This window comes from Acidovorax sp. 62, assembly GCF_002754495.1.
In the GTDB taxonomy this organism is placed as follows: domain Bacteria; phylum Pseudomonadota; class Gammaproteobacteria; order Burkholderiales; family Burkholderiaceae_C; genus Acidovorax.
In genome coordinates, this window is the sequence record NZ_PEFJ01000001.1 from 4,092,332 (window position 1) to 4,116,567 (window position 24,236).

24 protein-coding genes and 1 pseudogene are annotated in these 24,236 nt (G+C 66.3%); 11 read left to right on the forward strand and 14 right to left on the reverse strand.

Features of this window, described 5'->3' with window-relative positions; all coding sequences use genetic code 11:
- The first annotated feature begins 13 nt into the window (after positions 1 to 13).
- From CLU86_RS18275 to CLU86_RS18295, 5 genes are all read left to right on the forward strand, one after another.
- A complete protein-coding gene (locus tag CLU86_RS18275) occupies positions 14 to 670 on the forward strand; it encodes a hypothetical protein (RefSeq protein WP_199175147.1) in 657 nt (218 codons plus the stop codon).
- Entirely contained in the window at positions 670 to 1,902 is a 1,233-nt protein-coding gene (locus CLU86_RS18280; RefSeq protein ID WP_099742625.1) for an efflux RND transporter periplasmic adaptor subunit, read from the forward strand. Before CLU86_RS18275 ends, CLU86_RS18280 begins: the two co-directional genes overlap by 1 nt.
- 8 nt (positions 1,903 to 1,910) lie before the next feature.
- On the forward strand, positions 1,911 to 3,905 hold the full coding sequence (locus CLU86_RS18285) for a MacB family efflux pump subunit (protein WP_099742626.1): 1,995 nt from the start codon (positions 1,911 to 1,913) through the stop codon (positions 3,903 to 3,905).
- A gap of 5 nt (positions 3,906 to 3,910) precedes the next feature.
- Positions 3,911 to 4,252 carry a Fur family transcriptional regulator gene (locus CLU86_RS18290; RefSeq protein ID WP_158236350.1) on the forward strand — a complete coding sequence of 114 codons (342 nt, stop codon included), beginning with the start codon at positions 3,911 to 3,913 and terminating at the stop codon, positions 4,250 to 4,252.
- A gap of 252 nt (positions 4,253 to 4,504) precedes the next feature.
- On the forward strand, positions 4,505 to 7,063 hold the full coding sequence (locus CLU86_RS18295) for an EAL domain-containing protein (protein ID WP_099742628.1): 2,559 nt from the start codon (positions 4,505 to 4,507) through the stop codon (positions 7,061 to 7,063).
- A gap of 244 nt (positions 7,064 to 7,307) precedes the next feature.
- Here CLU86_RS18295 and CLU86_RS18300 read toward each other — a convergent pair whose 3' ends face one another.
- Positions 7,308 to 8,240 carry a helix-turn-helix domain-containing protein gene (locus CLU86_RS18300; protein WP_369803840.1) on the reverse strand — a complete coding sequence of 311 codons (933 nt, stop codon included), beginning with the start codon at positions 8,238 to 8,240 and terminating at the stop codon, positions 7,308 to 7,310.
- Between the two features lie 72 nt (positions 8,241 to 8,312).
- On the opposite strand from CLU86_RS18300, the gene CLU86_RS18305 reads away from it, so the two are divergent.
- Positions 8,313 to 9,590 (forward strand): MFS transporter, encoded by a 1,278-nt coding sequence (locus CLU86_RS18305; RefSeq protein ID WP_199175148.1) that lies wholly within the window; start codon positions 8,313 to 8,315, stop codon positions 9,588 to 9,590.
- A gap of 242 nt (positions 9,591 to 9,832) precedes the next feature.
- Entirely contained in the window at positions 9,833 to 10,252 is a 420-nt protein-coding gene (locus CLU86_RS18310) for a VOC family protein (RefSeq protein WP_099742631.1), read from the forward strand.
- A gap of 208 nt (positions 10,253 to 10,460) precedes the next feature.
- On the opposite strand, the gene CLU86_RS18315 is transcribed toward CLU86_RS18310, so the two are convergent.
- Together CLU86_RS18315 and CLU86_RS18320 are read right to left on the reverse strand one after the other, a co-directional pair.
- A complete protein-coding gene (locus CLU86_RS18315; protein ID WP_121730086.1) occupies positions 10,461 to 11,303 on the reverse strand; it encodes a tetratricopeptide repeat protein in 843 nt (280 codons plus the stop codon).
- Positions 11,304 to 11,464: 161 nt separating this feature from the next.
- A complete protein-coding gene (locus CLU86_RS18320; RefSeq protein ID WP_099742633.1) occupies positions 11,465 to 12,415 on the reverse strand; it encodes a LysR family transcriptional regulator in 951 nt (316 codons plus the stop codon).
- Positions 12,416 to 12,584: 169 nt separating this feature from the next.
- Here CLU86_RS18320 and CLU86_RS18325 point away from each other — a divergent pair, with 169 nt between their 5' ends.
- Entirely contained in the window at positions 12,585 to 13,991 is a 1,407-nt protein-coding gene (locus tag CLU86_RS18325) for a hypothetical protein (protein WP_369803841.1), read from the forward strand.
- A 52-nt stretch (positions 13,992 to 14,043) separates the two neighbouring features.
- Here the strand turns inward: CLU86_RS18325 and CLU86_RS18330 are convergent, their stop codons facing one another.
- Positions 14,044 to 14,529: a hypothetical protein gene (locus CLU86_RS18330; protein ID WP_143226737.1), complete on the reverse strand. Its 486-nt coding sequence runs from the start codon at positions 14,527 to 14,529 to the stop codon at positions 14,044 to 14,046.
- Positions 14,530 to 14,635: 106 nt separating this feature from the next.
- Positions 14,636 to 15,751, reverse strand: a pseudogene (locus CLU86_RS18340) (ISAs1 family transposase).
- A gap of 227 nt (positions 15,752 to 15,978) precedes the next feature.
- Between CLU86_RS18340 and CLU86_RS18345 the strand changes: the two are divergent.
- A complete protein-coding gene (locus CLU86_RS18345) occupies positions 15,979 to 17,577 on the forward strand; it encodes an ABC transporter substrate-binding protein (RefSeq protein ID WP_099742635.1) in 1,599 nt (532 codons plus the stop codon).
- 141 nt (positions 17,578 to 17,718) lie between these two features.
- Here the strand turns inward: CLU86_RS18345 and CLU86_RS18350 are convergent, their stop codons facing one another.
- Genes CLU86_RS18350 through CLU86_RS18360 form a run of 3 tightly spaced genes read right to left on the reverse strand, consistent with a single transcriptional unit; the run spans position 17,719 to position 19,604 of the window.
- Positions 17,719 to 18,045, reverse strand: coding sequence for a YnfA family protein (locus tag CLU86_RS18350; RefSeq protein WP_099742636.1), 327 nt, complete (start codon positions 18,043 to 18,045; stop codon positions 17,719 to 17,721).
- A 20-nt stretch (positions 18,046 to 18,065) separates the two neighbouring features.
- Entirely contained in the window at positions 18,066 to 18,878 is an 813-nt protein-coding gene (locus CLU86_RS18355; protein WP_099742637.1) for a putative signal transducing protein, read from the reverse strand.
- A gap of 36 nt (positions 18,879 to 18,914) precedes the next feature.
- On the reverse strand, positions 18,915 to 19,604 hold the full coding sequence (locus CLU86_RS18360) for a helix-turn-helix transcriptional regulator (RefSeq protein WP_099742638.1): 690 nt from the start codon (positions 19,602 to 19,604) through the stop codon (positions 18,915 to 18,917).
- A 78-nt stretch (positions 19,605 to 19,682) separates the two neighbouring features.
- Here CLU86_RS18360 and CLU86_RS18365 point away from each other — a divergent pair, with 78 nt between their 5' ends.
- A complete protein-coding gene (locus CLU86_RS18365; protein ID WP_099742639.1) occupies positions 19,683 to 20,033 on the forward strand; it encodes an NIPSNAP family protein in 351 nt (116 codons plus the stop codon).
- Complete coding sequence (locus CLU86_RS18370) at positions 20,030 to 20,374, forward strand: antibiotic biosynthesis monooxygenase (protein ID WP_099657362.1); 345 nt, start codon at positions 20,030 to 20,032, stop codon at positions 20,372 to 20,374. Before CLU86_RS18365 ends, CLU86_RS18370 begins: the two co-directional genes overlap by 4 nt.
- A gap of 22 nt (positions 20,375 to 20,396) precedes the next feature.
- Here the strand turns inward: CLU86_RS18370 and CLU86_RS18375 are convergent, their stop codons facing one another.
- The 6 genes from CLU86_RS18375 to CLU86_RS18400 form a co-directional block, all read right to left on the reverse strand.
- Positions 20,397 to 20,615, reverse strand: coding sequence for a hypothetical protein (locus CLU86_RS18375; RefSeq protein WP_099742640.1), 219 nt, complete (start codon positions 20,613 to 20,615; stop codon positions 20,397 to 20,399).
- Positions 20,616 to 20,682: 67 nt separating this feature from the next.
- Positions 20,683 to 21,045: a hypothetical protein gene (locus CLU86_RS18380; RefSeq protein WP_143226738.1), complete on the reverse strand. Its 363-nt coding sequence runs from the start codon at positions 21,043 to 21,045 to the stop codon at positions 20,683 to 20,685.
- 55 nt (positions 21,046 to 21,100) lie between these two features.
- Positions 21,101 to 21,307 (reverse strand): DUF4287 domain-containing protein, encoded by a 207-nt coding sequence (locus tag CLU86_RS18385; RefSeq protein WP_099742642.1) that lies wholly within the window; start codon positions 21,305 to 21,307, stop codon positions 21,101 to 21,103.
- An 86-nt stretch (positions 21,308 to 21,393) separates the two neighbouring features.
- A complete protein-coding gene (locus tag CLU86_RS18390; protein WP_099742643.1) occupies positions 21,394 to 21,699 on the reverse strand; it encodes a hypothetical protein in 306 nt (101 codons plus the stop codon).
- Positions 21,700 to 21,859: 160 nt separating this feature from the next.
- Complete coding sequence (locus tag CLU86_RS18395) at positions 21,860 to 23,284, reverse strand: FAD-binding oxidoreductase (protein WP_099742644.1); 1,425 nt, start codon at positions 23,282 to 23,284, stop codon at positions 21,860 to 21,862.
- An 88-nt stretch (positions 23,285 to 23,372) separates the two neighbouring features.
- Positions 23,373 to 24,149: a DUF4397 domain-containing protein gene (locus CLU86_RS18400; RefSeq protein ID WP_158236351.1), complete on the reverse strand. Its 777-nt coding sequence runs from the start codon at positions 24,147 to 24,149 to the stop codon at positions 23,373 to 23,375.
- Positions 24,150 to 24,236 lie beyond the last annotated feature (87 nt).

A 24,236-nucleotide genomic window follows, 5' to 3' on the forward strand; every position in this document is an offset into this window, starting at 1 on the left:
GAGCTTGACTGCCATGACCCACTGGATCACCCGCGCCGTGGCCGCGCGAGCGGCTTGGTGCCTGACAGGCTGGGTGTGCCTGACACCCTTGGCCGCCCAGGCCGATGCCCTGTGGCTGCAACCCCATGCCGATGGCGCGCAAGCCCTGGCAGGCACCGTGGCGCAGCCCGCCGCCAGCCTGCCGCCGCTGCAAGCCGTGCGCGCTGTGCAAGGCGATGCGCAGCCTCAGCAGGCGTCGGTGCAAGCCGCCTCAATCCACGTGCCACGCCCTCAGGGCCGCGTGGGTGCGGCGCTGCCTGACCTGCGCCTGCAAGCGCGCCACGTCGATCCCAAGGGTGTGCTCACCTACTACCAGGCCAAGCTGGGCCGCCAGGACACCAAGGCCCAGAGCGATTTGGAACTGGTGCCCACCACCCCGGGCGGCAACACCTTCAAGCTGGTGTGGAAGGGCCAGACCGTGCCCGCCACGCGTGTGAATGTGGACACCAGCGCAGGCTGGAGCCGCACGCTCACCCCCGCAGCCGATGGCACCGTGCAGCTGGAGACCCCGTTTGCGGGCCTGTACGTGCTGGAGGTCTCGGCCCGCATCAACGGATCGGCCATGGTGGATGGCACCAAGTACGAGGAGGTGCGCCACACCGCCACGCTCAGCTTTGAGGTGGTGCGCTGATGGGTGAACAGAGCAAGACCCGGCCCTGGGTGCGCCGCACCGTGCTGGGGCTGACCGCCGCAGCCCTGCTGGGCAGCGCTGCGGCATGGTGGGTGCAGCAGCCCGATGTGCTGTACGACACCACCCCCGTGGCGCGTGCCGACATTGAAGCCAGCGTGGCCGCCATTGGCACGCTGCAGCCGCAGCGCTACGTGGACGTGGGCGCACAGGTGTCGGGCCAGGTGCTGCGCCTGCTGGTGCAGCCGGGGGCGGAGGTGAAGAAGGGCCAGTTGCTGGTGGAGATTGACCCCAGCGTGCAGCAGGCCACGGTGGATGGTGGCCGCGCTGCGCTGGCCGGGCTGCGTGCCCAGCTGGCCGAGCAGCAGGCCCAGCACCTGCTGGCCCAGCGCCAGCACGCCCGCCAGCAGGCGCTGCAGCCGCTGGGGGCCACCACGCTCAACGACCTGCAGGCCGCAGAGGCCACGCTGGCATCGGCCGCTGCGCGCATCGACCACCTCAAGGCGCAGATCGAGCAGACCCAGGCCAGCCTGAAGGCCGACGAGGCGCGGCTGGGCTACACCCGCATCTACGCGCCCATGGCGGGCACCGTGGTGGCGCTGGAGGCACGCGAGGGCCAGACGCTGAACGCCACCTACCAGACGCCCAACATCCTGCGCATTGCCGACCTGAGCACCATGACGGTGTGGACCGAGGTGTCGGAGGCCGACATCCGCCGCCTGAAGGTGGGCATGCCGGTGTACTTCACCACCCTGGGCGGCCAGGCCGACGCCACGGCCCGGCGCTGGCACAGCCGCGTGCGCCAGTTGCTGCCCGCCCCCCCCACGCCCGAGGCCAAGGCCGCTGGCGGAGCAGGGGCACAGGCGGCGGCGAGCAAGGCGGTGTCGTACACCGTGCTGTTTGATGTGGACAACGCCGACGGCGAGCTGATGCCGCAGATGACGGCGCAGACCAGCTTCATCACCGCCCAGGCGCAGGGCGTGCTGGCCGTGCCGCTGGCCGCGCTGCAGCCCCTGCCTGCGGGGGCAAAGCCTGCTGCTGATGACGACCCCAAGGACGGCCCCACGCACAGCGCGCGCGTGCTGCGCGCGGATGGACAGACAGAAACCCGCCCCGTGCGGGTGGCCGTGAAGAACCGCCACCTGGCCGAGGTGCGCAGCGGCCTGCAAGAAGGCGAGCGGCTGGTGACGGGCGAGCGCCCGGCGCGCAGCGGGCAGCAAAGGTTCAAGCTGTGAGTGGGCCCGTGGATGCCACCCACAGCGCTGCCCCGCTGATCGAGCTGCGCAGCGTGCGCCGCCGCTACGGCGGGGGCGAGCAGCCCGAGGTGGAGGTGCTGCGCGGCGTGTCGCTGCGCATCCACGCGGGCGAGTTCGTGGCCATTGTGGGGGCGTCGGGCTCGGGCAAGTCCACGCTCATGAACCTGCTGGGCTGCCTGGACCGGCCCAGCAGCGGGCAGTACCTCTTCCAGGGGCAAGACGTGGCGGGCTTCGGCCCCGACGCACTGGCCTGGCTGCGGCGCGAGGCGTTTGGCTTTGTCTTCCAGGGCTACCACCTCATCCGCTCTGAATCGGCCCGCGAAAACGTGGAGGTGCCCGCCGTGTACGCCGGCCTGCCGCGCAGCGAGCGGGCCGAACGCGCCGCCGCGCTGCTTGCCCGCCTGGGCCTGGCAGGCAAGCAGCACCTGCGACCCACGCAGCTGTCAGGCGGGCAGCAGCAGCGCGTGTCGATTGCGCGGGCGCTGATGAACGGCGGGCGCATCATCCTGGCCGACGAACCCACGGGCGCGTTGGACACCCACAGCGGCGCCGAGGTGATGGCGCTGCTGCACGAGCTGGCCGACGCAGGCCACACCATCGTGCTCATCACCCACGACCGCGAGGTGGCGGCCCAGGCGCGCCGCGTCATCGAGATCCGCGACGGGCAGATCGTGGCCGACAGTGGTGCGGCGGGCCCAGTGCTGGGGTTTGAAGCCAAATTGGCCTCTAGCGCCCAAGGAATAAGCGCTATAAGCTATCAAAATAATAGTGAATCCGCCGGGGCAGGCGCGCTGTGGGCCGAGCTGGCCGAGGCCACCCGAGGCGCCTGGCGCGGCATGCGCATCCACCGCACGCGCACGGCGCTCACGCTGCTGGGCATCGTCATTGGGGTGGCTTCGGTCATTGTGATGATGGCGGTGGGCGAGGGCGCCAGGCAGCGCGTGGTGGAGCAGATGGGCGCTATGGGCACCACCATCATGTACCTGGGCACCACCCACCCGCGCGAGGGCGGGCCGCAGGGCGAGATCACCGCGCAAGACCTGGAGGCGCTGGCGCAGCTGCCTGACATCGGCACCGTCATGCCCGTCATTGGCGACCCCACGCCCGTGCGCTATGCCAACGTGGAGCGCCAGCTGTATGTGTTTGCCGCCAGCGAAGACATGCCCCGCGTGCACCACTGGCAGGTGGCCCAAGGCCGCTATTACACCGCCGCGGAAGACCGCGACATGGCCCCGCTGGTGGTGCTGGGGCACAAGGCCAGTGGGCAGTTCTTCCCCGACACGCCCAGTCCTCTGGGCCGCCATCTGCTCATCGGCAATGCGCCGTTTGAGGTGATTGGCGTGATGGCCGAGCGCGGAGCCGATTCGGGAGCGCAGGACTATGACGACATGGTGTTCATCCCCTTCCAGTCGGGCCGCGCCCGCGTGTACCGCGCCCAGACCCAGCCCGACTACACCGTGGTGGCCGCCGCATCGGTGGCCCAGGTGCAGGCGGCCGAGCAGGCCATGCGCGCCTTGCTGCTGCAGCGCCACGGGCGCGAGGACTTCGCCATTGGCAACCCCGCCGCCAAGCTGCAGGCCGAGGCGCAGACGCGCAATGCCATGACGCTGATGCTGGGGCTCATTGCTGCCGTCTCGCTGGTGGTGGGCGGCATTGGCGTGATGAACGTGATGCTGATGACTGTGCGCGAACGCACGCGCGAAATCGGCATCCGCATGGCCACGGGCGCGCGCCAGGGCGACATCCTGCGCCAGTTCCTGACCGAGGCGGTGCTCGTCACGCTGGTGGGTGGGGGCTCGGGCGTGGCCATGGGGCTTCTGGTGGGGGCGGCCCTCATGGTGGCGGGTGTGCCCGCCATCTTCTCGGTCACGGCCATGGCGGGGGCGTTTGCCTGCGCCGTGGCCACGGGCCTGGTGTTTGGCTACATGCCCGCCCGCCGCGCTGCCGCGCTGGACCCGGTGGTCGCCCTGGCATCGGAGTGATGCAGGTGTCGCACAGCGTCTTGCAACTCCTGCGCCGGGCCGGGCAGCGGCCCACCGTGGCGCGCATCGCCATCCTGCAGGTGGTGCAGGCCGCGCCAGCGCCCGGCATCGGGGCGGACGATGCCTACCTGCGCCTGCTGGAGCGCGGCACCCGGGTGAGTCTGAGCACGGTGTACCGCACCTTCGCCCAACTGCAGTTGGCCGGGCTGCTGCAGGCGGTGCCCGCGCCAGCGCAGCACGGGGCCTCTGCCCCGGGGCGGGTGCGCGCCCTGTACCGGCTGGCCGAGGCGCTGGACGGCCGCCGCAGGCCGGGCAGCCCAGCCACAGAATGCCAGCCCCAGGTGTGACACATTGCCCGCCGGTTGCGCTGCCCGGCCCAGGCGAAAAGCAGAGGCGGAGCCCAGGAGCGCATCCCGTTCGTAATAAAAACAGTTTCTTACAACTCTGACGCAAGGCTTGCGGCGATGGGCTGCAAGCCCTGGCCATGCGGGTAAAACTGGTGCGCCAGCGCAACGTTGTGCCGTGTTGCGGGGCAGCCAGGGGCCCGTTTGCCAATCCGCCCCCTCGGCTTGGGCAACAATGTGCGGATACCGCCCGCCATGAACGACACGCGCTTCCCGCTTCCAGACTCTGAGGAGACCTCCAGCGAACTGGAGCGTCTGCGTGCCGCAGTACACCGGGCCGAACAGGCCGAGCGCCTGCAGCGCGCCCTGTTTGCCATCTCCGAGCTGTCCAGCTCCGACCTGGAAATGCCCCACATGCTGCAGCAGTTGCATGCCATCGTGGGCTCGCTCATGTACGCGCGCAACCTGTTCATGGCGTTGTACGACGAGGCCAGCGACAGCCTGGACTTTATCTACATGGTGGACGAAGCCACCCCCGACCTGCACCAAAGCGGCCAGCGCATCGCCATGGCCGACTACGCCCAGGCCCTGACCTGGTACCTGGTGCGCGACGGCCTGCCCCGGCGCGGCTCCATGCAGGCCCTGGCACAGCAGGTGCCCGGCCCCTTGCGGGCGCGCGGCGCCAATGCGCAGGACTGGCTGGGCGTGCCCCTGCGCGAGGGCAGCCACGTGCGCGGCGCCCTGGTGGTGCAAAGCTACGACGAGCCCGACCGCTACGGCCCCGAGGAGCAGGCGCTGCTGGAGTTCGTGGCCAGCCACGTGCTCACCGCCGTGCAGCGCAAGCAAAGCCAGCAGGCCCTGGAGCAGGCCGTGCAGGCGGGCACCGCCGAGCTGGCCCAGGCCAACCAGGCCCTGCTGGCCGAGGTGGCCCGCCGCCAGCGCGGCGAGCGGCTGCAGGCCGCCCTCTACCGCATTGCCGAGCGCGCCAACGACATGGGCAGCATGGACGATTTCTACCGCGCCGTGCATGACACCGTGGGCGACCTCATCAACGCCCGCAACTGCTACATCGCCCTGGTGTCTGAGGACGGGCAGCAGCTGCACTTTCCCTACTACGTGGACGAGCAGGGCGGCAAAGGCATCACCCGGCACATGGGCCGGGGGCTGACCGAATACGTGCTGCGCACCCGCAAGCCGCTGCTGGTGAGCCGGGCCGAGGCCGATGAACTCATCGCCCAGGGCATCTTCCAGACGGCCGGGCCGCGTGCCAACTCCTGGCTGGGCGTGCCGCTGGTGTGCGATGGGCGGGCGCTGGGCGTGATTGCCGTGCAAAGCTACCTGGCCGACGTGGCGTATTCCGACCGCGACCGGCTGCTGCTGAGCTTTGTCTCGCACCAGATCGCCAGCAGCCTGGTGCGCCGGCGCACCACCGAATCGCTGCAGCGGGCCAATGCCGAGCTGGCGCAGCGTGTGGCCGAGCGCACGGGCGAGCTGCAAGAGCAGATTGCTGTGCGCGAGCGGGTCGAGGCCCAGCTGCAGCACCAGGGGCTGCACGACGCGCTCACCGGCCTGCCGAACCGCAGCTATCTGCTGGAGCGCCTCACATGGCTGCAGGCACGCCTGCAGCGCCACGGGCACCGCCGCTTTGCGGTGATGTTTGTGGACGTGGACCGTTTCAAGCTCATCAACGAAAGCATGGGTCACCATGCGGGCGACGCGGTGCTGCAAGAAATTGGGCGGCGCCTGCTGGCCACGCTGGGCGACTCGGACATGATCGCCCGCGTGGGGGGCGACGAGTTCGCCGTGCTGTTGAGCGACGCCCAAACGCTGGAAGCCGCCATGCGCCTGGCGCGCCGCATGCTGCAGGTGCTGGACGAGCCCATGGTGGTGGAGGGCAAGCAGCTGTTTGCGTCCGTCAGCATCGGCATCATGATGTGCGACCAGCCCGCGGCCACCCCCACCGATTTGCTGCGCAATGCCGACACCGCCATGTACCGCGCGAAGGTCAATGGTCGGCGCCGGTTTGAGCTGTACGACGCGCACCTGCACAGCGATGCCCTGCGCGTGCTGACCATCGAGAACGCCCTGTGGTCGGCCCTCAAGCAGCACCAGTTTGTGCCGTACTTCCAGCCCATCGTGTCGCTCAAGGACGGGCAGGTGCTGGGCTATGAAGCCCTGGTGCGCTGGCAGCACCCGAGCGAGGGCCTGCTGGCCCCGGCCGACTTCTTGCAGGTGGCCGAAGACAGCGGCAGCATGGAAGCCATCGACTGGCAGATTTTTGCCGCCGCCAGCCAGGCCATTGCCGCCCAGACCGACTTCACCGGCTACCTGGGCCTGAACGTGGCACCGCGCCACTTCCGCAACCCGCACTTTTGCCAGCAGCTACTGGACATGCTGAAAGCTGCGGGCCTGCCGCCCTCGCGCCTGTGCCTGGAGATCACCGAAGGCGCACTCATCGACGACCCCGAGCGCACCTGCGACCTGCTCAACGAGCTGCGCAGCCACGGCATGTCGCTGGCGCTGGACGACTTTGGCACCGGCTACTCGTCGTTGGGGTACCTGCACCGTTTTCCGCTGCTCACGCTCAAGATCGACCGCAGCTTTGTCGCCCCCCTCACAGCCCCCCTCGCCAACCAGGGCAGCGCCAGTGCCGCCGTGGTGCGCGCCGTGGTGGCGCTGGCGGGCTCGCTGGGCCTGAGCGTGGTGGCCGAAGGCATCGAAACCCAGGCCCAGGCCGATGCCCTGTGCGCCCTGGGCTGCCACCTGGGCCAGGGCTTTTTGTTTGCCACGCCAGGGCCGTTGCCTGCTCCCTGAGCCCGTTGACTGGCGGATGGGGCAAACCCACCGGGCCCCTCGGCACTTGCAAAACCGTTCATGCTGAGCTTGTCGAAGCACAGTACCAGGCTTCGACAAGCTCAGCCCGAACGGTTTAGGGGCTATGAAGCGGAGACAAACCCGCTTCCTTGGGTTTGCATGAATCCCCCGGGCAGTCCACGCTGAGCCTGTCGAAGCGCTGCGCAAGGGCTCTGCCAGGCTCAGTCCGACCGGTTCTCGTTCATCACCGCTGCCCTAAAAACTGCCCCGGCGGCTGCCCCACCGACTTGCGCACCATCGCGCTGAAGGCGCTGGGGCTGTAGCCCAGCTCCGCCGCGATCTGGCCCATGGGCATGCGGCCCGCGGCCAGCGACACCGCCTTGGCCAAGATCACCTGCTGGCGCCACTGGGTGAAGGTGCTGCCCAGCTCGGTGCGAAACAGCCGCGCCACGGTGCGCAGGCTGGCGCCGGTGTCTTGCGCCCAGGCTTCCAGCGTGGTGTGGCGGGTGGGGTCGGCCAGCACCGCCTCACACAGTTGGCGCAGGCGCTTGTCGTGCGGCAGGTCCACGCCCAGCCGCACCGGGGCTGCGCGGGCCAGTTCGTCGCACAGCAGGGCGCTCATGTGGCGCTCGCGCAGCAGCGTGGCGGCATCGGGCGCGGGCCCATCGTCAGGGGTGGTGGGCATCTCACGCACCACGGCGCGCAGCAGGTCTGAGGCTTCCAGCACCCGGCACTGGCGCCACGCAGCCTGCCCGTGTGGCGCAGTGCGCTCGCCCAAGGCCGCTGGGCCGCAGCGCCCGCGCGGTTGGTGAAAGTACAGCGTGCGCATTTCGGCGTCTTCCACCATCGTCACGGCATGCTCCATGCCCGGCGGTATCCACAGCGCGCGCGATGGCGGCACGATGTAGGTGCCCCGGTCCACCGTGAGCTGGATCACCCCGGTGGTGGAGATGGCCACCTGTGCCCACGGGTGGCTGTGCGGCATCACCCGCGTGTCGGCCCGCAACTGGCGCACCTTGGCGCGCACCGGGCGCTGGGCCGTGGGCACAAACAGGTGCGGGGTCAGCGAATCGACATACGCCACCGGGCGCCGGGCGCGTGGGGCCCCTGTGGAGGCCGCGGTCACTGGCGGTGCCGCGGCGGATGCGGGGGCAGCAATGGCTTCCATGGACGGCATTGGCATATTGGCGATAGAAGTTGACCGACTATCGTAAACCTGCCGAGCCCGGCTTGCCTAAGATCAATCCCCATGACTTCTGCATCTCCTGGCATCTCCTCCCCCAACGCCGTGCCGCTGCGGCAAGACGCGCGCACCATCGGCCTTGTCGGGCTGGCCCACGGCAGCTCGCACTTCTTTCACATGCTGCTGCCGCCGTTGTTCCCCTGGCTCATTGCCGAGTTCGGTTTCAGCTATTCCGAGCTGGGGCTGCTGGTGTCGGTGTTCTTCGTCATCTCGGGTGTGGGCCAGGCACTGTCGGGCTTCCTGGTCGATCGCATCGGCGCGCGGCCCATCATGTTCTTTGCGCTGTCCAGCTTTGCAGCCGCAGGGCTGGTGGCGGGCACGGCCCAGGGCTATGTGGGGCTGGTGGTTGCGGCAGCCTTGGCCGGGCTGGGCAATGCGCCCTTCCACCCGGTGGACTTCACCATCTTGAACAAGCGCGTGTCCCCCCAGCGCCTGGGCCACGGGTTTGCCGTGCACGGCATCAGCGGTAACCTGGGTTGGGCCCTGGCGCCGGTGTTCATGGCGGGGATTGCCACGGCCACCGGCTCGTGGCGCACGGCCAGCCTGAGCGGTGCCGTGTTCGCGCTGCTGGTGCTGACCATCATGGTCATCAACCGTGAAGCGCTGGACGACCGCAAGGGCGAATGGGCCCACCAGGCCAAGGGCGCGGGCGCCCAGGCCGCCAAGCCCGAGCACCCCATGGCTTTTCTGAAGCTGCCCTCGGTGTGGCTGTGCTTCTCGTTCTTCTTCTGGAGCACCTGCGCGCTCAGCGCCATCCAAAGCTTCGCCAGCCCCGCGCTGCAGTCCATGTACGGCCTGCCCCTGAGCCTCACGGCCATGGTGGTCACCGGCTACATGCTGTGTGGCGCTGGCGGCATGGTGGTGGGCGGCTTTCTGGTGGGCCGCGTGCAGCGGCTGGAGAAGGTGATCTCGGTCTGCCTGCTGGGCTCTGCCGTGCTGCTGGCGCTGGTGGGCACAGGGCTGTTGCCCGGCATCGCCGCACTGGCAGTGGCCTCCATTGCCGGCCTGGGCACCGGCCTGGCCGGACCCTCGCGCGACATGCTCATCAAACGCGCCGCCCCTCCTGGAGCCACCGGCCGTGTCTACGGCACCGTGTACTCGGGCCTGGACCTGGGCTTTTGCCTGTCCGCCCCCGTGTTCGGCGCCATGCTGGACCACGGCATGACATCGGGCATCTTCTTCGGCTCTGCCGCTACGCTGGCGCTGAGCGTGGTGTCTGCGGCGTTTGTGGGGGTGGGGCTGGCAGCACGGTTGGCGCGGCCTGCGGCGGTAGCGGCGGGGTGAGGGTGTGATTTGGGGCGCTTGGATGGGGCCCCTCCGGCACCTTCGCTGCGGAGGCTCTCGTTATATTTTCGACGCCAATTTCGGCCAGTGCCGGACGGACGTTCCGCTCGGCTGTTTTCCATTTTTTTGATGATTTCCGCGACTTCTGGCATACCAAACAGCCATGACTTTTAGGCGCCAGGTAGCCGGGCGAACGCCCGCAGCCCTCGGCGACAATGGGTGCCCTTGTTCGATTACAAGCCATGTCCAAACCACCACTCATCACGGGTCTTGACCATGTCGTTCTTACGGTAGTGAGCATTCCGCGCACCATCGCCTTCTATGAACGGGCGCTCGGCTTCCTGGCGCACGAGTTCAAGCAGGGCAGGTATGCGCTGCACTTTGGACGGCAGAAGATCAATCTGCATGAGGTGGGTACGGTGGTTGATCCAAATGTGCGCCACGCAACGCCAGGCTCGGCCGATCTGTGTTTTTTGACCGAAGCGCGTCTGGATGACGTCATGGCCCATCTGGCTGAAGTGGGCGTGGACGTCGTGCAAGGCCCGGTGAACGCCACAGGTGCTCGCGCCCGTTTGCGGTCAATCTATTTCTATGACCCCGATGAGAACCTGATCGAGGTGGCGAACGAAGTTGCCGATGGGGCCGCCGGCCAAACTGTCTGATCTGGCGATAGCTTGCATAGCCTCGGCGCACTGGCGGCCAGCCAGGCACCGAGACACTCCATCCATTGATCCGGCCACGTTGCGAGGAATGTAAGGAGAAGCGGATGCTGCCGCTGTCGGTCCGCTAGACGCCTGTCGTCTACTTCTGCTTTGGGCTCAACGCCCTCTGCTCATAAAAAAGGGCCTCATTCGAGGCCCTTGCATCCCATCAATTCTCGTCCCGCGCCCGTGATTCGCGGGCCTTGCGGGCCCAGTAGCGGGACTTGGCGGCGTCGCGGGGCACGCCTTCGCCCTTGGCGTACATGACCGACAGGTTTTGCTGCGCATCGGCATCGCCTTGTTCGGCGGCCTTGGTGTACCAGTGCACGGCCTGCTTCTTGTCCTGGGCAACGCCTTCGCCGTCGTCGTAAGACACAGCCAGGTTGAATTGCGCGCGTGAGTGGCCTTGCGCTGCGGCTTTGCGGTACCAGGTTACGGCCTGCTTGTGGTCTTGTTCGACGCCTTCGCCGTCGTCGTAGGCTACGCCCAGGTTGTATTGGGCGTCAGAGTCGCCCTGGTCTGCGGCCTTGCGGTACCACTGCGCGGCGATCTTGTGGTCCTTGGCCACGCCTTCGCCCTTGTCGTATGAGACGCCCAGGTTGTACTGGGCCTTAGCCAGCCCTTGGTTGGCGGCCTTGGTGTACCAGAAGACGGCCTGTTTGTAGTCTTGCGGCACGCCTTCGCCGTCGTCGTAAGACACGGCCAGGTGGTATTGCGCATCCGCGTGGCCTTGGTCTGCGGCCTTGCGGTACAGGGCTGCAGCCTTGACATGGTCTACCGGCACAGCGCGGCCAAAGTCGTACATCAGGCCCAGGTGGAATTGGGCTTCGGCGTCGCCCGCTTGGGCGGCAGGCTGCAGTTCTTTCAGAGCCTGGGTGAACTGGCCCTTTTCGTAGGCGCGCACGCCCTCGGCGGTGCCAGCCCAGGCTGCGCCGGTGAGCAAGGCAGTGCCCAGGAAGGCGGCGCTGATCCAGCGAGACATGCGTGCGATGCGTGACGGTTGGTGTGTCATGGTGGTGGGCGGCGTGGCGCTCCTCGCGCGGCCGCTGGGTTGAATAAAAACAGATGGGTGGGAGTTTGCCTGCGTTGACTGCCTGTAACACCCAGGTTGCCAATGGTTACATGCCGGGCATGTGCATTTTTTGGCCGTTTGGCGATCTGGTCATTGGGCGCTCAGTGGGGTGGTGGCGTGCCTTTGGTGGGTGAGGTTGGGCTATGCGAGGCCAGGGTGTTGAGCAGCCGGGTGAAGGTGGCCGTGGCGCCCACGTTGTCTTCGGCGCGGTACACCAGGGTCAGGGGCACATCGAGCTGGCTGCCCACGTCCAGCGGGCGGTAGGCGATGGCGTGGCGGTGCACGCCCAGCATGGACGATGGCACGACCGAAACCCCCGTGCCTGCGGCCACCAGGTTCAGGTTGGTGAGCATGCGCGGCACCTCGGCCACCACGCGGGGCTGTACGCCCTGGGCGGCGCACAGAGCCAGCAGGTTGGCGTACAGGCCGGGTGCCCCCGTGCGGCGCACCAGGATCAGGGGCTCGTCTTGCAGGTCGGCCAGGCGCACGGGCGTGGGCTGGCCGCGTCGCTGGCGCAGCGCCAAGGGGTGGTCGATGGGCAGGGCGACCATGGCGGGCTCGTGCTGCAGGGTGTCGAATACCAGGCCGGGGGGCCGGTCTACCGGCACGCGCAGCAGGCCGCAGTGCAGGCGGCCCTGGGCCACGGCCTCGGTGATTTCGGCGGCGTTGGCTTCGCCAATGTCCAGCACTAGGCCGGGGTGGCGCGCGCGGCATTCGCGCAGTGCATAAGGCGTGAACTCGTGCGCAGCGGCCGAGCTGGTAAAGGCAATGTCCAGCCGCCCGGTCTTGCCCTCGGCCAGCAGCTGCATGCGGCTTTGCAGGGCATCAAAGTCGTGCAGCAGCCGGGTGGCATCGGCCTGCAGGGTGCGCCCCGCCTCGGTCAGCGTCACACCTTTGGCATGGCGTTTGAACAGGGGCAGGCCGATCTGGGTCTCCAGGCCCTTGATCTGCTGGCTCAGCGGGGGCTGGGCCATGCCCAGCGCTTCGGCCGCGCGGGTCATGTGGCCGGTCTGCGCCACGGCCAGGAAGTACCGCAGTTGGCGCAGGTCCATCAGTGCCGCTCCTGGTTGGCGCGGCGGCAGTGGGAGCGGGGCTGTGGTGTCTTCGTCATATCAAAATCGTATCAGCTGCGGTGGTGTGGCCTATTTGACGTATGGATTGGCGCTTTCTACGATGCGTGGGCATCCAGCATCGGCACCCATACCTACAGGAGACACCACCATGCGCCACCCCTTTTTGACCCCGTCTTTGCCCGGGCGGCTGGCCCTGGCGGGGCTGGCTGTGCTGGCAGCGGCATGCGCGCCGCTGCCGCCGCAGGCCCCGGCAGCCCAGGCCAAGCTTCAAGCCCAGGCCCCTGAGGCCGCCCCCACGCCCACCGCGTGCCCCAAAGCCGTGGCATCGATTGCCCGCTGCCTTTCGGGCCAGGACTCTGAGGGGGCTTACTACCTGATCGCCCTGCCCAACCAGTGGAATGGGCACTTGGTGCTGCACGCCCACGGCGGCCCGGCGCTGGGCGCGCCCAAGCTGGAGCGGTCGGTGGAAGACCTGGAGCGCTGGGCCATCATGGTCAAGGCGGGCTATGCGTGGGCGGGCAGCACCTTCCGCCAGGGCGGTGTGGAAGTGCGTGCTGCTGCCGAGGACACCGAACGCCTGCGCCAGATCTTTGTGAGCCAGGTGGCGCAGCCCCAGCGCACCATCCTGCACGGGCAATCGTGGGGGGCCAGCGTGGCGGCGCGCGGGGCAGAGAGGTTCACCACCACGGCCGACGGCAAGCGCCCCTACGACGCGGTGCTGCTCACCAGCGGCGTGCTGGCCGGGGGCTCGCGCTCGTACGACTTCCGCACCGATTTGCGCGTGGTGTACCAGTACCTGTGTGGCAACCACCCCCGCCCCACGGAGGCCGCTTACCCGCTCAACATCGGCCTGCCTGCCGATGCCCACATGGCCCAGACCGACCTGCAGGCGCGCGTCAACGAGTGCCTGGGGCTGGACAAGCCGCAGGCCGAGCGCACCGCCGAGCAGCAGCGCAAGGTGAAGCTCATCACCGACGTGGTCCGTATCCCGGCCAGCTCCATCCACAGCCACATGAACTGGGCCACCTTCCACTACCGCGATGTGGTGCAGCACCGCACCGGCGGCGCCAGCCCGTTTGGCAACCAGGGCGTGCGCTACAGCGGCTCGGGCGATGCCGCTGCGGACGCGGCCCTGAACGCGGGCGTGCTGCGCTACCGCGCCGACCCGGCCGCCGTCGCCCGCTTTGCGCAAGACACCGACCCCACCGGCCGCATCCCCGTGCCGGTGCTCACCGTCAAAGGCGTGAACGACCCCACCGCGTTTGTCGAGTTGGACTCGGTGTTCAAGGCCACCATGGACAAGGCGGGTACCAGTGGGCATCTGGTGCAAACCTTCACCCAGCACAGCGGCCACAGCTACCTGAGCGATCCGACCTATCCCACCCTGGTGGCAGCCTTGCTGCGCTGGGTGGATGACGGCAACCAGCCCACCCCCGCCAGCATTGCCAGCCAGTGCCCGGCCTTCGAGGCGACCTTTGGCAAAGGCTGCGCTTTCTTGCCCGACTACCGCCCCGCCGCGCTGAACACCCGCGTGCCAGACCGCGAACGGCCCTGAAGGCTGGGTGTGGCTGCGCGCGCGCGTGGGGCGTGGCGAATGAACCCGTCGCCTAGTCGTAGTGCATCACGCTGAACGTGACCTTGCGTGAAGCGCCATCGGTAGGCGCAGTGGGGTGGGCGGGCACCACCTGCCGCAGCACCACCACCTCGGTGCGCTGCGGGTTGGCGTATTCCCAGTCTTGCAGCGTGGCGGTGTCGGTCGCCTCGTACTTGAACGGCCCGGTGGGTTGCAGGCCCTTGGTCTGCAGATAGGCCTGCAGCCGGGCCAGGGTGGCGCTGGCTTGCTCGGGTGGCACTTGCAGTGTCACCATGCTCACCGGCTGCTTGGGTCCGTCGCCGGTGGATCCGTAGTACTCCGGCGCATCTCCATCCGCTGGCAGGGGCACGCCCCGCACCAGGGACGACAGGCCCAGGTAATAGTCCAGCGTCCCGGGCTCAGGGTGGTAGTCCTCATGCGACAACACCCACAGCATGCCCAGCGGCCATGCCAGCAGCGCCAGCAACAAGGCCGCGCCAAAACAACGAGAGACAGTCAACCAGCGCATATGGGTTTGAATAAAAATGGCCGCTAGCGCACGCAGTAAAAGCGCTAGCAGCTATTGAATGTATAGCATTTGCGCTCTGCGCCCAGGGCGATCGCATCTAAACGGCGATGCCCAAGAGGAGTTCCAAATAACCCAGACTCCACCCCGCGCGCTTGCGCTTGGCCTGCAGGCCGATCTTCACCGAGGTGTCATTCTTGAGCACCTGCAGCGCCATGCGTCGCAGCACCGTTTGGTTGTGCGGACTTTGATCCTTGTATGACTGCGCTGCATCCTCGCGCATCGCTACATCCAAACTCCAGTGCAACTGGTTCTCTACGCTCCAGTGCGCGCGAATGCTATGCGCCAGCACATGCGCCTGCGTGTGTGCTGGCAAACTGCTGATGTAGTAGCTCACCTCTTCGCTGTCCGGCTGGCCCGCCTGCTGGCGCTGGCGCACGACCTGCACCACGCTGGCCAGCCCCGGTCAGTGGGCTGCCGCTCGTTGCAACGCCTCGGGCACAGGGCTGAGCCGGTAGCTGCGTAGTTCCTGACGCCCGTGCCCGCTGCAGCTCTCGGTATAGGTGTTCTCATCGAACCGCTCTTGGCTACCCTGCACTTCAAAGTGCTTTTGCACCACTTGGTGCATGTGCCGCTGATTGCCCTTGAGACTCAGCACATAGTCCGCGCCATGCTCGTGAAGCTGCTGGGCGATGCTCTTTTGGCAGCCGATGGCATCAATGGTGACGATGCAGCCTTGCAGGTGCAGCAAGCGCAGCAACTTGGGGATGGCCGTGATCTCGTTGCTCTTGCCATCGACCTTGCACTGGCCCAGCAGCAACCCCATGTCAGCCGCCCAGGCGCTGACCATGTGCAGTGGCCTGCGAGCATCTCCTTTGCTGCTGCCGCGCACGCTTTTACCGTCAATGGCCACCGTGCCGTGCACCCTGCCTGCCACCTGGGCGAGCCATTGTTGACAGGCCAGCTCCAACTCGTTGGCATCGAGCAGGCGAAACACCCGTGCAAAGGTATCGTGCGAGGCAATGCCTGAGGGCAGTGGCACCAAGCGCTCAAACCAGTCTTGGTGCTGTTGGCCGAACTCGGCCATCTCTACGCAGTTGTCTGCGCCTGCAATGGTGGCGCACAGCGCTACTACCAAGATCGATTGCAGTTCGTGGCGGCGTGTGCGCTGCACGCGGGGATCGGGAATGTTTTGCAGGTATTGCAGCAGGCTCATCTCAACAGCGTTTGGCAAATGACTCAAGCGCTGCAGTGTCGCCGGGTTTAAGGCTCACTTTTAGATGCGATTGCCCTGGCTCTGCGCCAGGGCCTGTACGCCCACCATCGCACCCTGCAAGAGTGCAATCCCCCAAGGGCGTGGCACGCGATGTGCTGCATAGTGCCCGGCACCGCCGTTCGCCGTACTACCCGCGGTACACCTTGCATTCATCCAGGGAGTTTTCCATGCCATTGCAGCGTTCTCTGAGGGCCGTCGCCGCCACCATCACGGCCACGCTGTGGCTGTGCGCCACCCCCAGCGCTTGGGCCAAGCCGTTCAAATGGGCGGGCTCCAGCGATATCCAGACCATGGACATCCACTCGCAAAACAGCGCCCTGGGCAACGGCATCCACGCGGCGGTGTACGAGTCGCTGGTCATGTTCAACAGCCGCACCCTCAAGATCGAGCCCGTGCTCGCGCTGTCGTGGAAGGAAGTGACCCCCACGCAAGTGCGCTTCAAGCTGCGCCAGGGCGTGAAGTTCAGCGACGGCTCGGCCCTTACGGCCGAAGACGTGGTCTATTCGCTGCAACGCGCCATGGCCAAAACATCCACCTACGCCATCTACACCCAGGGCATGGACCGCGTGGCCAAGGTCGACGCCGACACCATCGACATCTTCTTGAAGAACCCCAACCCCGTGCTGCTCAACCAGCTGACCGAGCTGCGCGTGATGAGCAAAGCCTGGGCCGAAAAGCACCAGTCGCTCGAGCCCAAGGACATCAAGGGCAAAGAAGAGACGTACTCGCACCGCAACGCCATGGGCACCGGGCCCTTCACCCTCAAGGAATGGGTGCCCGACCAGCGCATCGTCTTCACCACCAACCCCCACTGGTGGGGCACTGGCAAGGCCGAAGGCAACGTCACCGAAATCACCTACACCCCCATCAAATCCGAAGCCACGCGCATTGCCGCGCTGCTCTCGGGCGAGGTGGACATGGTGCGCGACACCAGCATTCAGGACCTGGCCCGCGTCAAGGCCCACCCGAACCTCAAGGTCATGGAGATGGTGGAAAACCGCACCGTGTACCTGGCCCTGGACCAGTTCCGCGACGAGCTGCCCGGCAGCAACATCAAAGGCAAAAACCCGCTCAAAGACCTGCGTGTGCGCAAGGCCCTGTACCAGGCCATCGACAGCGCCACACTGCAGCGCGTGACCATGCGCGGCATGGCCAAGCCCACGGGGGCCATCGTCTCGCCCCTGGTCAACGGCTGGGCTGAAGCCGTGGACAAGCGCCTGCCCTTTGATGCCGCTGCTGCCAAAGACCTGCTGGCCCAGGCGGGCTACAAAGACGGCTTTGAGGTGGACTTTGCCTGCAGCAACAACGCCATCGTGCAAGACGAGGAGCTGTGCCAGGCCATCACCTCCATGTGGGCGCGCGTGGGGGTTAAGGCCAAGCTGCGCACGCTGCCCGCCGTCACCTACTACCCCATGGCGCAGCGGCACGAGGCCAGCATTGCCATGCTCAGCTGGGGCGTGCCCACGTTCGACGCGCTCTACACCCTGCAGTCCCTCGCCCGCACCAAAACCACCGGGGGCGACGGCAACTACAACCTGGGCCGCTACAGCAACGAGCGCATGGACTACATCGTGGACCGCGTGAAGACCGAAACCGACCTGCCCGTGCGCAACCGCCTGCTCACCGAAGGCCTGCAACTGCACAACGACACCGTCGCCCATATCCCGCTGCACAACCAGATGCTGGCCTGGGCCATGAAGAAAAACATTGAACTGGTGCAGCGCACAGATAACCGCATCGACTGGCGGCTCATCAAGGTGAACTGAGGCCTGGGCGCCGCAGCATTCGAGACTGGCGCGGCGCAGCCCAGTGTCCCCGCGCAAGGGCCGCCCCGCCCCGCCGCGCCGTGGACGCCCCCCTTCCCGAAGGAGAGGGGGGAGGCGCCAAAGGCGACTCAGGGGGGGTATTCATTTCATCGGCTGCAGCATGATGATGGCCATGCCCGCCAGCGCCACCAGCACCCCCGCCACGTCCCATGCCGTGGGCCGGATGCCATCCACCACCCACAACCAGGCCAGTGCCACGCCAATGTAGACACCCCCATACGCCGCATACACCCGGCCAGCGCCCGCTGTGTCGTGCAGCGTCAGCAACCACGCAAACAGCGCCAGGCTGGCCGCAGCAGGCACCAGCAGCCACGCCGGCTTGCCCTGCTTGAGCCACAGCCAGGGCAGGTAGCAGCCGACGATTTCGGCCAGGGCGGTGAGGGTGAAGAGCAGCAGGGTTTGGAGCATGCAAAGACTTCGCAGCTTACTCAACGTGCTGAATTCAACTTGGTCCGCTGAGTAACTTCCCCTAGTGCGGAATACTCAACCCGTTCGTCCAGTGTCCCATTGCCGTCATTGTCAATTTCGGCATACCGCATGCGCCCCAACTTGTAGTACTCAGTCCGCAGCGGTTGGTGGTTCGAAGGGTTCAAGAACTTGATTTTTTGTAGTACGCCGTTTTGGAAAATAGAGTGCATCTCGGGGTAGCCATCGGCGTCCGTGTCTACCTCGGTCCTTTCTGTTTGGCCACGAGCAAAGCGGATGTGGGTTTCGAAAACACCGTTGAAGTCGTCGTCTGCTTTGGCTTCTGAGGGCAATCCGTCTGCGCTGAATTTCTGAACGTAGTCGATCTTTCCGTCGAAGTTGCGGTCAATCGTCATTTCGAGTGGCTTTCCTGTGACCGAGTAAGTCCAAAGCTCGTCGTCAACTCCGTCGCGGTTGTGGTCGATTTCGTACCGTCCCAGCGGTGCCTGAAGCGCTATCCACATGCCGAATGCACCAGTCAGTGCGCCAAACGCCAGCAGGCTGGCAGACCCCCAGCGCCTTGGGGGATTCGATGGTTGTCCGAGCTGAGACACCTGCGGCTCAGGATGGTGCTTGTCCCACTGGATCAGAAACGCCCTTGCGGCGGCGGCTTCGTCGTCTTCCGCCTCTAAGCGCAAGACGCCTGAGGCAGGCAGTTCGCCCACGCCGGACTGTGCATGCTCGCCAACGATGTGTACTGAAATGCCTTGCTGAGCGAGCAAGTCTTTGAGCATGTAGGCTTCGAGTGTGTTGGCGGGTTCGTAAACGGTACGCATGTGTCGGTAATTGAGGGCGGAAGGGAAGTAAGAACGTCAGAGCCAATCGCGCAGTGCCAGTTCGCCCTTGGGCGTGAACTGCACCACCCGCGAGGGCGTGCCTTGGGTGGCTGGTGCGCGGCGGGCCCAGCCGCCGTCAAGCAAACGCTGCAGCAATGCGGCACCCAGCGCGCCGCCCAGGTGGTGGCGGCGCTCGCTCCAGTCCAGGCACGGGCGGCACAGCATGCGCCGCTGTTGCTGCAGGGCGGCTGTGTCTATGCCCACCTGGGTGAACCAGGTCGTGCCTGCGGGCGTCAGGGCCACGCCATCCGGCGCAGGCTGCAACAGCCCTTGGCGCACCAGCGCTTCGTACAGCTGCACGCCCACCTCGCCCGCCAGGTGGTCGTAGCACATGCGGGCGCGGCGCAGGGCGGGCTCGCGCGGGCTGGAGCGCACACGCACCGCGCCAGAGCGGAAGGCCACATTCATCAGCGACTCCAGCAGCTGCGCTACATCGGCATTGGCCAGTCGAAAGTAACGGTGGCGCCCTTGCTGTTCGACCGCCAGAAGCCCGGCATCCAGCAGCTTGGCCAGGTGGGCGCTGATGGTCTGCTTGGTCACGCCCGCCACGGCGGCCAGCTCGGTGGCGGTGAGTGCGCGGTCGCTCATCAGCGCCGTGAGCACATCGGCCCGCGCGCTGTCTCCGATCAGCGCGGCAATGCGCGCAATGTGGGGTCCGTCTTTCATGGTTCGATCTTCAGCGAACCATTCATGCCCGTCAACCGCCTATCGTGCAGGGCCTACCCACTTCACCGCAATGCCGCCATGATCACCTGCTTCATCCGTTACGAAATCGATCCCTTCCAGCGCGAGGCGTTTGCCGAGTACGCCCGCCGTTGGGGGCAGATCATTCCCCGCTGCGGCGGCCACCTGCTGGGCTATTTTGTGCCACACGAGGGCAGCAACTACGAGGCTTGGGGCTTGATTGGCTTTGACTCGCTGGCCGCGTACGAGGCCTACCGCGCCCGCTTGCGGGCCGACCCCGAGGGGCAAGCAAACTTTGCCATGGCCCAGCAACAGCGCTTCATCCTGCGCGAAGAGCGCAGCTTCCCCCAGGTGGTGGAGGGCACCTTCAGCCTGCCCGCCCACGCCTGGGTGGAAGGAGCCCCCGCATGATGGCCGTGATCTTTGAGGTGCAACCCGCCCCTGGCCAACAGGATGCGTACCTGCAAGCCGCCGCCGCGTTGCGCCCGCTGCTGGAACAAGTGGATGGCTTTATCTCCATCGAGCGCTTTGAAAGCCTGAGCGAGCCAGGCCGTTTGCTGTCGCTGTCCTTCTGGCGCGACGAAGCCGCCGTGGCCCGCTGGCGCCAGGTGGAGGCGCACCGTGACACGCAGCAGCGGGGCCGTGCCCACATCTTCAGCGATTACCGCTTGCGTGTGGCAGCGGTGGTGCGGGACTATGGCTTGAACGACCGGGCGCAGGCGCCGCTCGATTCGCGCGCTGTGCACGGGTGAGCGATGTGAGCGCTGTGAGCGGTCATTGGCTGTCCGCCGCTGACGCCCGCGCCTCGGCGCTTTGTGCTGCTTGCGCCAGGCCCGCTTTGATTTGCTCCGCCTGCGCCGCCGCTTGCTTGGCTTGCTCTGCCTGCAGCTTGGTGGTGGTCACTGCCGTGGTGGCCACATCTGCGCCGCAGCCTGCCAGCGCGATGCTGGCCAGCCCAAGGAAGGTGTTGCGTTGCCAATTCAAACGTTTCATAGGGATTTCCGAAAAGTGTTGAGGTTTAGCGACTTTTGAGTGGCAGACCTTGGATTTGAAATGCTATTTAATTTGTAGCGGTTGAAATGCGATCGCCGGCGCGGTAGAGCATGCCCGAAACGAGGACCAAGCTCATGGTGGCTGTGGACGATACGAAGCTTGCCAGGGCAAGCCATGCGCAGGCGGAAAACCCTGCGAGGAAGTACAGCTGCGCTGCCGTGTGCTTGCGCTGAAGCACCACCACGGCAGCAATGTACGCGCCCAGCGCTGCAGCGGGCCAAGCGGCCCAGAGATTCTCTGAGAAGGTTCGAAATGCAGGTAGCGGATGGGTCTGGGGCTCGTACCACGTCCCCCATGAGGCAGCGAACGTAAACAAGATAGCCATGAAGGCCGCAAGGAGTTTTTCTAATCGTGAAAACAGTGGTTGCATGGAGTGCACGTGCTTGTTCCGCGTGGTTGGATGTCTGTCGCAGTGGCGAAGCCGTTCACTGCTTGGCAAGAAAATACGCCACTAGCGCATTGGCATGCCCGTGGCCCATTTGGTGTTGCTCTTTCAGCAGGGCTACGTACTCCATGTGCTTGCGCTCGCCCGCATTGCTCAGAACATCCAGCCAGTGGGCAATCGGTTTGCCGTAAGTCTTTTCAATGGACGGAAAGTACGAAGCCGGTCCCTTGGTTTTCTCTTCAGCCATACAGACTCCTCAGGTGGGTTGAGGCATGCGACTCGCAAGACGTGGTGTCACTGGTGCGCTTGTCTCCGACGGGCACGCCGATTCTCTCAGTCACTCTCCGTGCGTATCTCATGGCCGCCCTGGCAGGCCATGCTGAAGAACGGCAAAAGACGCACCACGGTATGGGCCAGCGCCTTGTTGGCCGTGCCGCCCTGGCTGGCTAGCAGATCGATCAGCTCATGCAGCAGCGCACCGGCTTGCGCCGAGGAGAGGCGGGGGTCATCGTAGTACGCACTCCACAGCGCAGACAGCGCCGGAAAGCGCTGCCGATCCGCCTGAATTAGCGCGAAGATGAATTCCTCTTGGTGCCCAATGGCCTCATGCTGGCCGTTGGCGTACATGTCAAAGGGCATGGTGTTTCTTGGGAGCGCTGCGTTGGGGAAAGCGAGGTGCTGATTTTGCAATCAATATGGCATCTGGCGCTTGCAGATAAAGCGCTAATAGCTATCAATTAAATAGCAAAATTTGCGGCGACTGTGGCATCGCCACGCACCCTCACATCGCCACGCACCCTCACATCGCAAAAATCTTCCCAGGGTTCAGGATGTTCTTCGGGTCCAGCGCGCGCTTGATGGCGCGCATCATGTCCACCGCGCCGGCGCCTGTCTCGTCCAGCAAGAAGCCCATTTTGTGGATGCCCACGCCGTGCTCGCCCGTGCAGGTGCCGCCCATGCTCAGAGCCCGGGCGACCAGGGTGTGGTTCATGGCTTCGGCCTTTGTGCGTTCTTCGGCGCTGTTCGGGTCGATGAGGTAGCCGAAGTGGAAGTTGCCGTCGCCCACGTGGCCGACGAGGAAGTAGGGAATGCCGCTGGCTTCCGCTTCATGAACCGATTCAAGCAGGCAGTCGGCCAGGCGGCTGATGGGCACGCAGGTGTCGGTGCTGATGGCGCGGCAGCCGGGGCGGCTTTGCACGGCGGCAAAGTAGGCGTTGTGCCGCGCGGTCCACAGGCGGGTGCGTTCCTCGGGGGTGCTGGCCCATTCAAAGGCTTGGCCGCCAAACTCGTTGGCAATGTCTTGCACCATCTCGGCCTGCTCCTTCACGCTGGCGGGCGAGCCGTGGAACTCCATCAGCAGCATGGGCTCTTCGCGCAGGCCTAGCTTGCTGTGGGCGTTGACCATGCGCACGGTGTGGCGGTCGATCAGCTCCACGCGGGCAATGGGCACGCCCAGCTGGATGGTCTGGATGGTGGTGCGCACGGCCGCTTCGATGCTGGGGAAGGAGCAGATGGCGGCGCTCACGGCCTCGGGCAGGGGGTACAGGCGCACGGTGATCTCGGTCATGATGCCCAGCGTGCCTTCGCTGCCCACCAGCAGGCGGGTGAGGTCGTAGCCCGCGCTGCTCTTTTTGGCGCGGGTGCCTGTGTGGATGACTTCGCCGCTGGCGGTGACCACTTGCAGCGCCAGCACGTTCTCGCGCATGGTGCCGTAGCGCACGGCGTTGGTGCCGCTGGCGCGGGTGGCCGCCATGCCGCCAATGCTGGCGTCGGCGCCAGGGTCGATGGGGAAGAACAGGCCCGTGTCCTTGATGGCCTCATTGAGCTGCTTGCGCGTGATGCCGGGCTGCACGGTCACCGTGAGGTCTTCGGCGTTGATGCTCAGCACGCGGTTCATGCGGCTCACGTCAATGCTGATGCCGCCCTGCACGGCCAGCAGATGGCCTTCGAGCGACGAGCCCGCGCCGTAGGCAATCACGGGCACGTCGTGGTCGCTGGCGAGCTTGACGGCGTCTGCCACGTCCTGGGTGTTTTCCGCAAACACCACGGCGCTGGGGGGTGGCGCCTGCAGCGAGCCCTCGTCACGCCCGTGCTGCTCGCGCACGGCCTGGGCCAGCGAGCATTGCGCGCCAAAGCGGGTTTGCAGAGCGTCGATGAGTGCCTGGGGCACATCGCGCAGGGCAATGGCGGGCAGCAGGTGGGCGGCAGCGGTGGGGGCGTTCATGGGCGGGTCTCCTGGGTGGGCCGAAAAGAATACCACCGGCGCCCGCCGCCTGCCACCGATGGCCTGCGTGGCAGGGGTTGAGCGGCGCTTAACTGACCAGTGAGTTCGCCAGCAGGGCGTAGCCGCCTTGCTCTTGCAGCGCGCTGATGTTGGGGTACGAGCCGCTGCTGCGCGGCACCACGATCAGCGTGACCACCGAGGTGCTGCCCAGCGTGATCTGGCTGGTGAAGTCAAACAGCACATTGCTCTGGTCGTCCTTGCTGGTCAGCCGCACGCGGTAAAGGCCGGACGACACCGAGACAAAGTCGCTGATGTCGCCGTATTCCGTGACCGTGGCGGTGGGGCTCAGCCCGCTCAAGCTGCTGGTGTTGGTGAGGTACAGGTCCAGTCCGCTCAGGCTTTCGCAGGCGTGGAACACGCGCACCTTGGTCTTGCTGCTGTCTGCGCTGCTGTTGGATTCGGCGAAGAACTTGAACTTGAGGCTGTTGGCCAGTGAGCCGTAGGCCAGCAAGCTGGTGTAGGTATCTTCTTCCAGCGTGCGGGTTTCGGTGAGCTTGGCGCTGGAGCCTCCGGCGGCGTACAGCGCGATCTGGGTGCTGTCGGCTTCTACGGCATACCAAGCAGAGATGTTGCCCCCGTTGCTTAGCGAAGCGGCCACGCGCTCGCCTGCGGCGTAGAAGTCGGCCTGGGTGTAATCCACCGTGGCGTTGATGAAGCGCAGCTGGGCTTCGCTGCCCAGCCCGCCGCAGCCGGTCAGGGCCAGCGCGCTGCCCGCGCCCACAAGGCCCAGGGCCGATGCCAGCACGCTGCGGCGGGTGGGGGGCAGGTGGGCGGTGAATGCCGAGCGAGGGGAGCGGTGGGACACAGGATTTCCTTGTAGTGGTCGGTAAAGCGACGAGGCTACGAAGCCGCCTGCAGGTCCACATGTGCCGGGGGTAAAGATAGCCCGCCG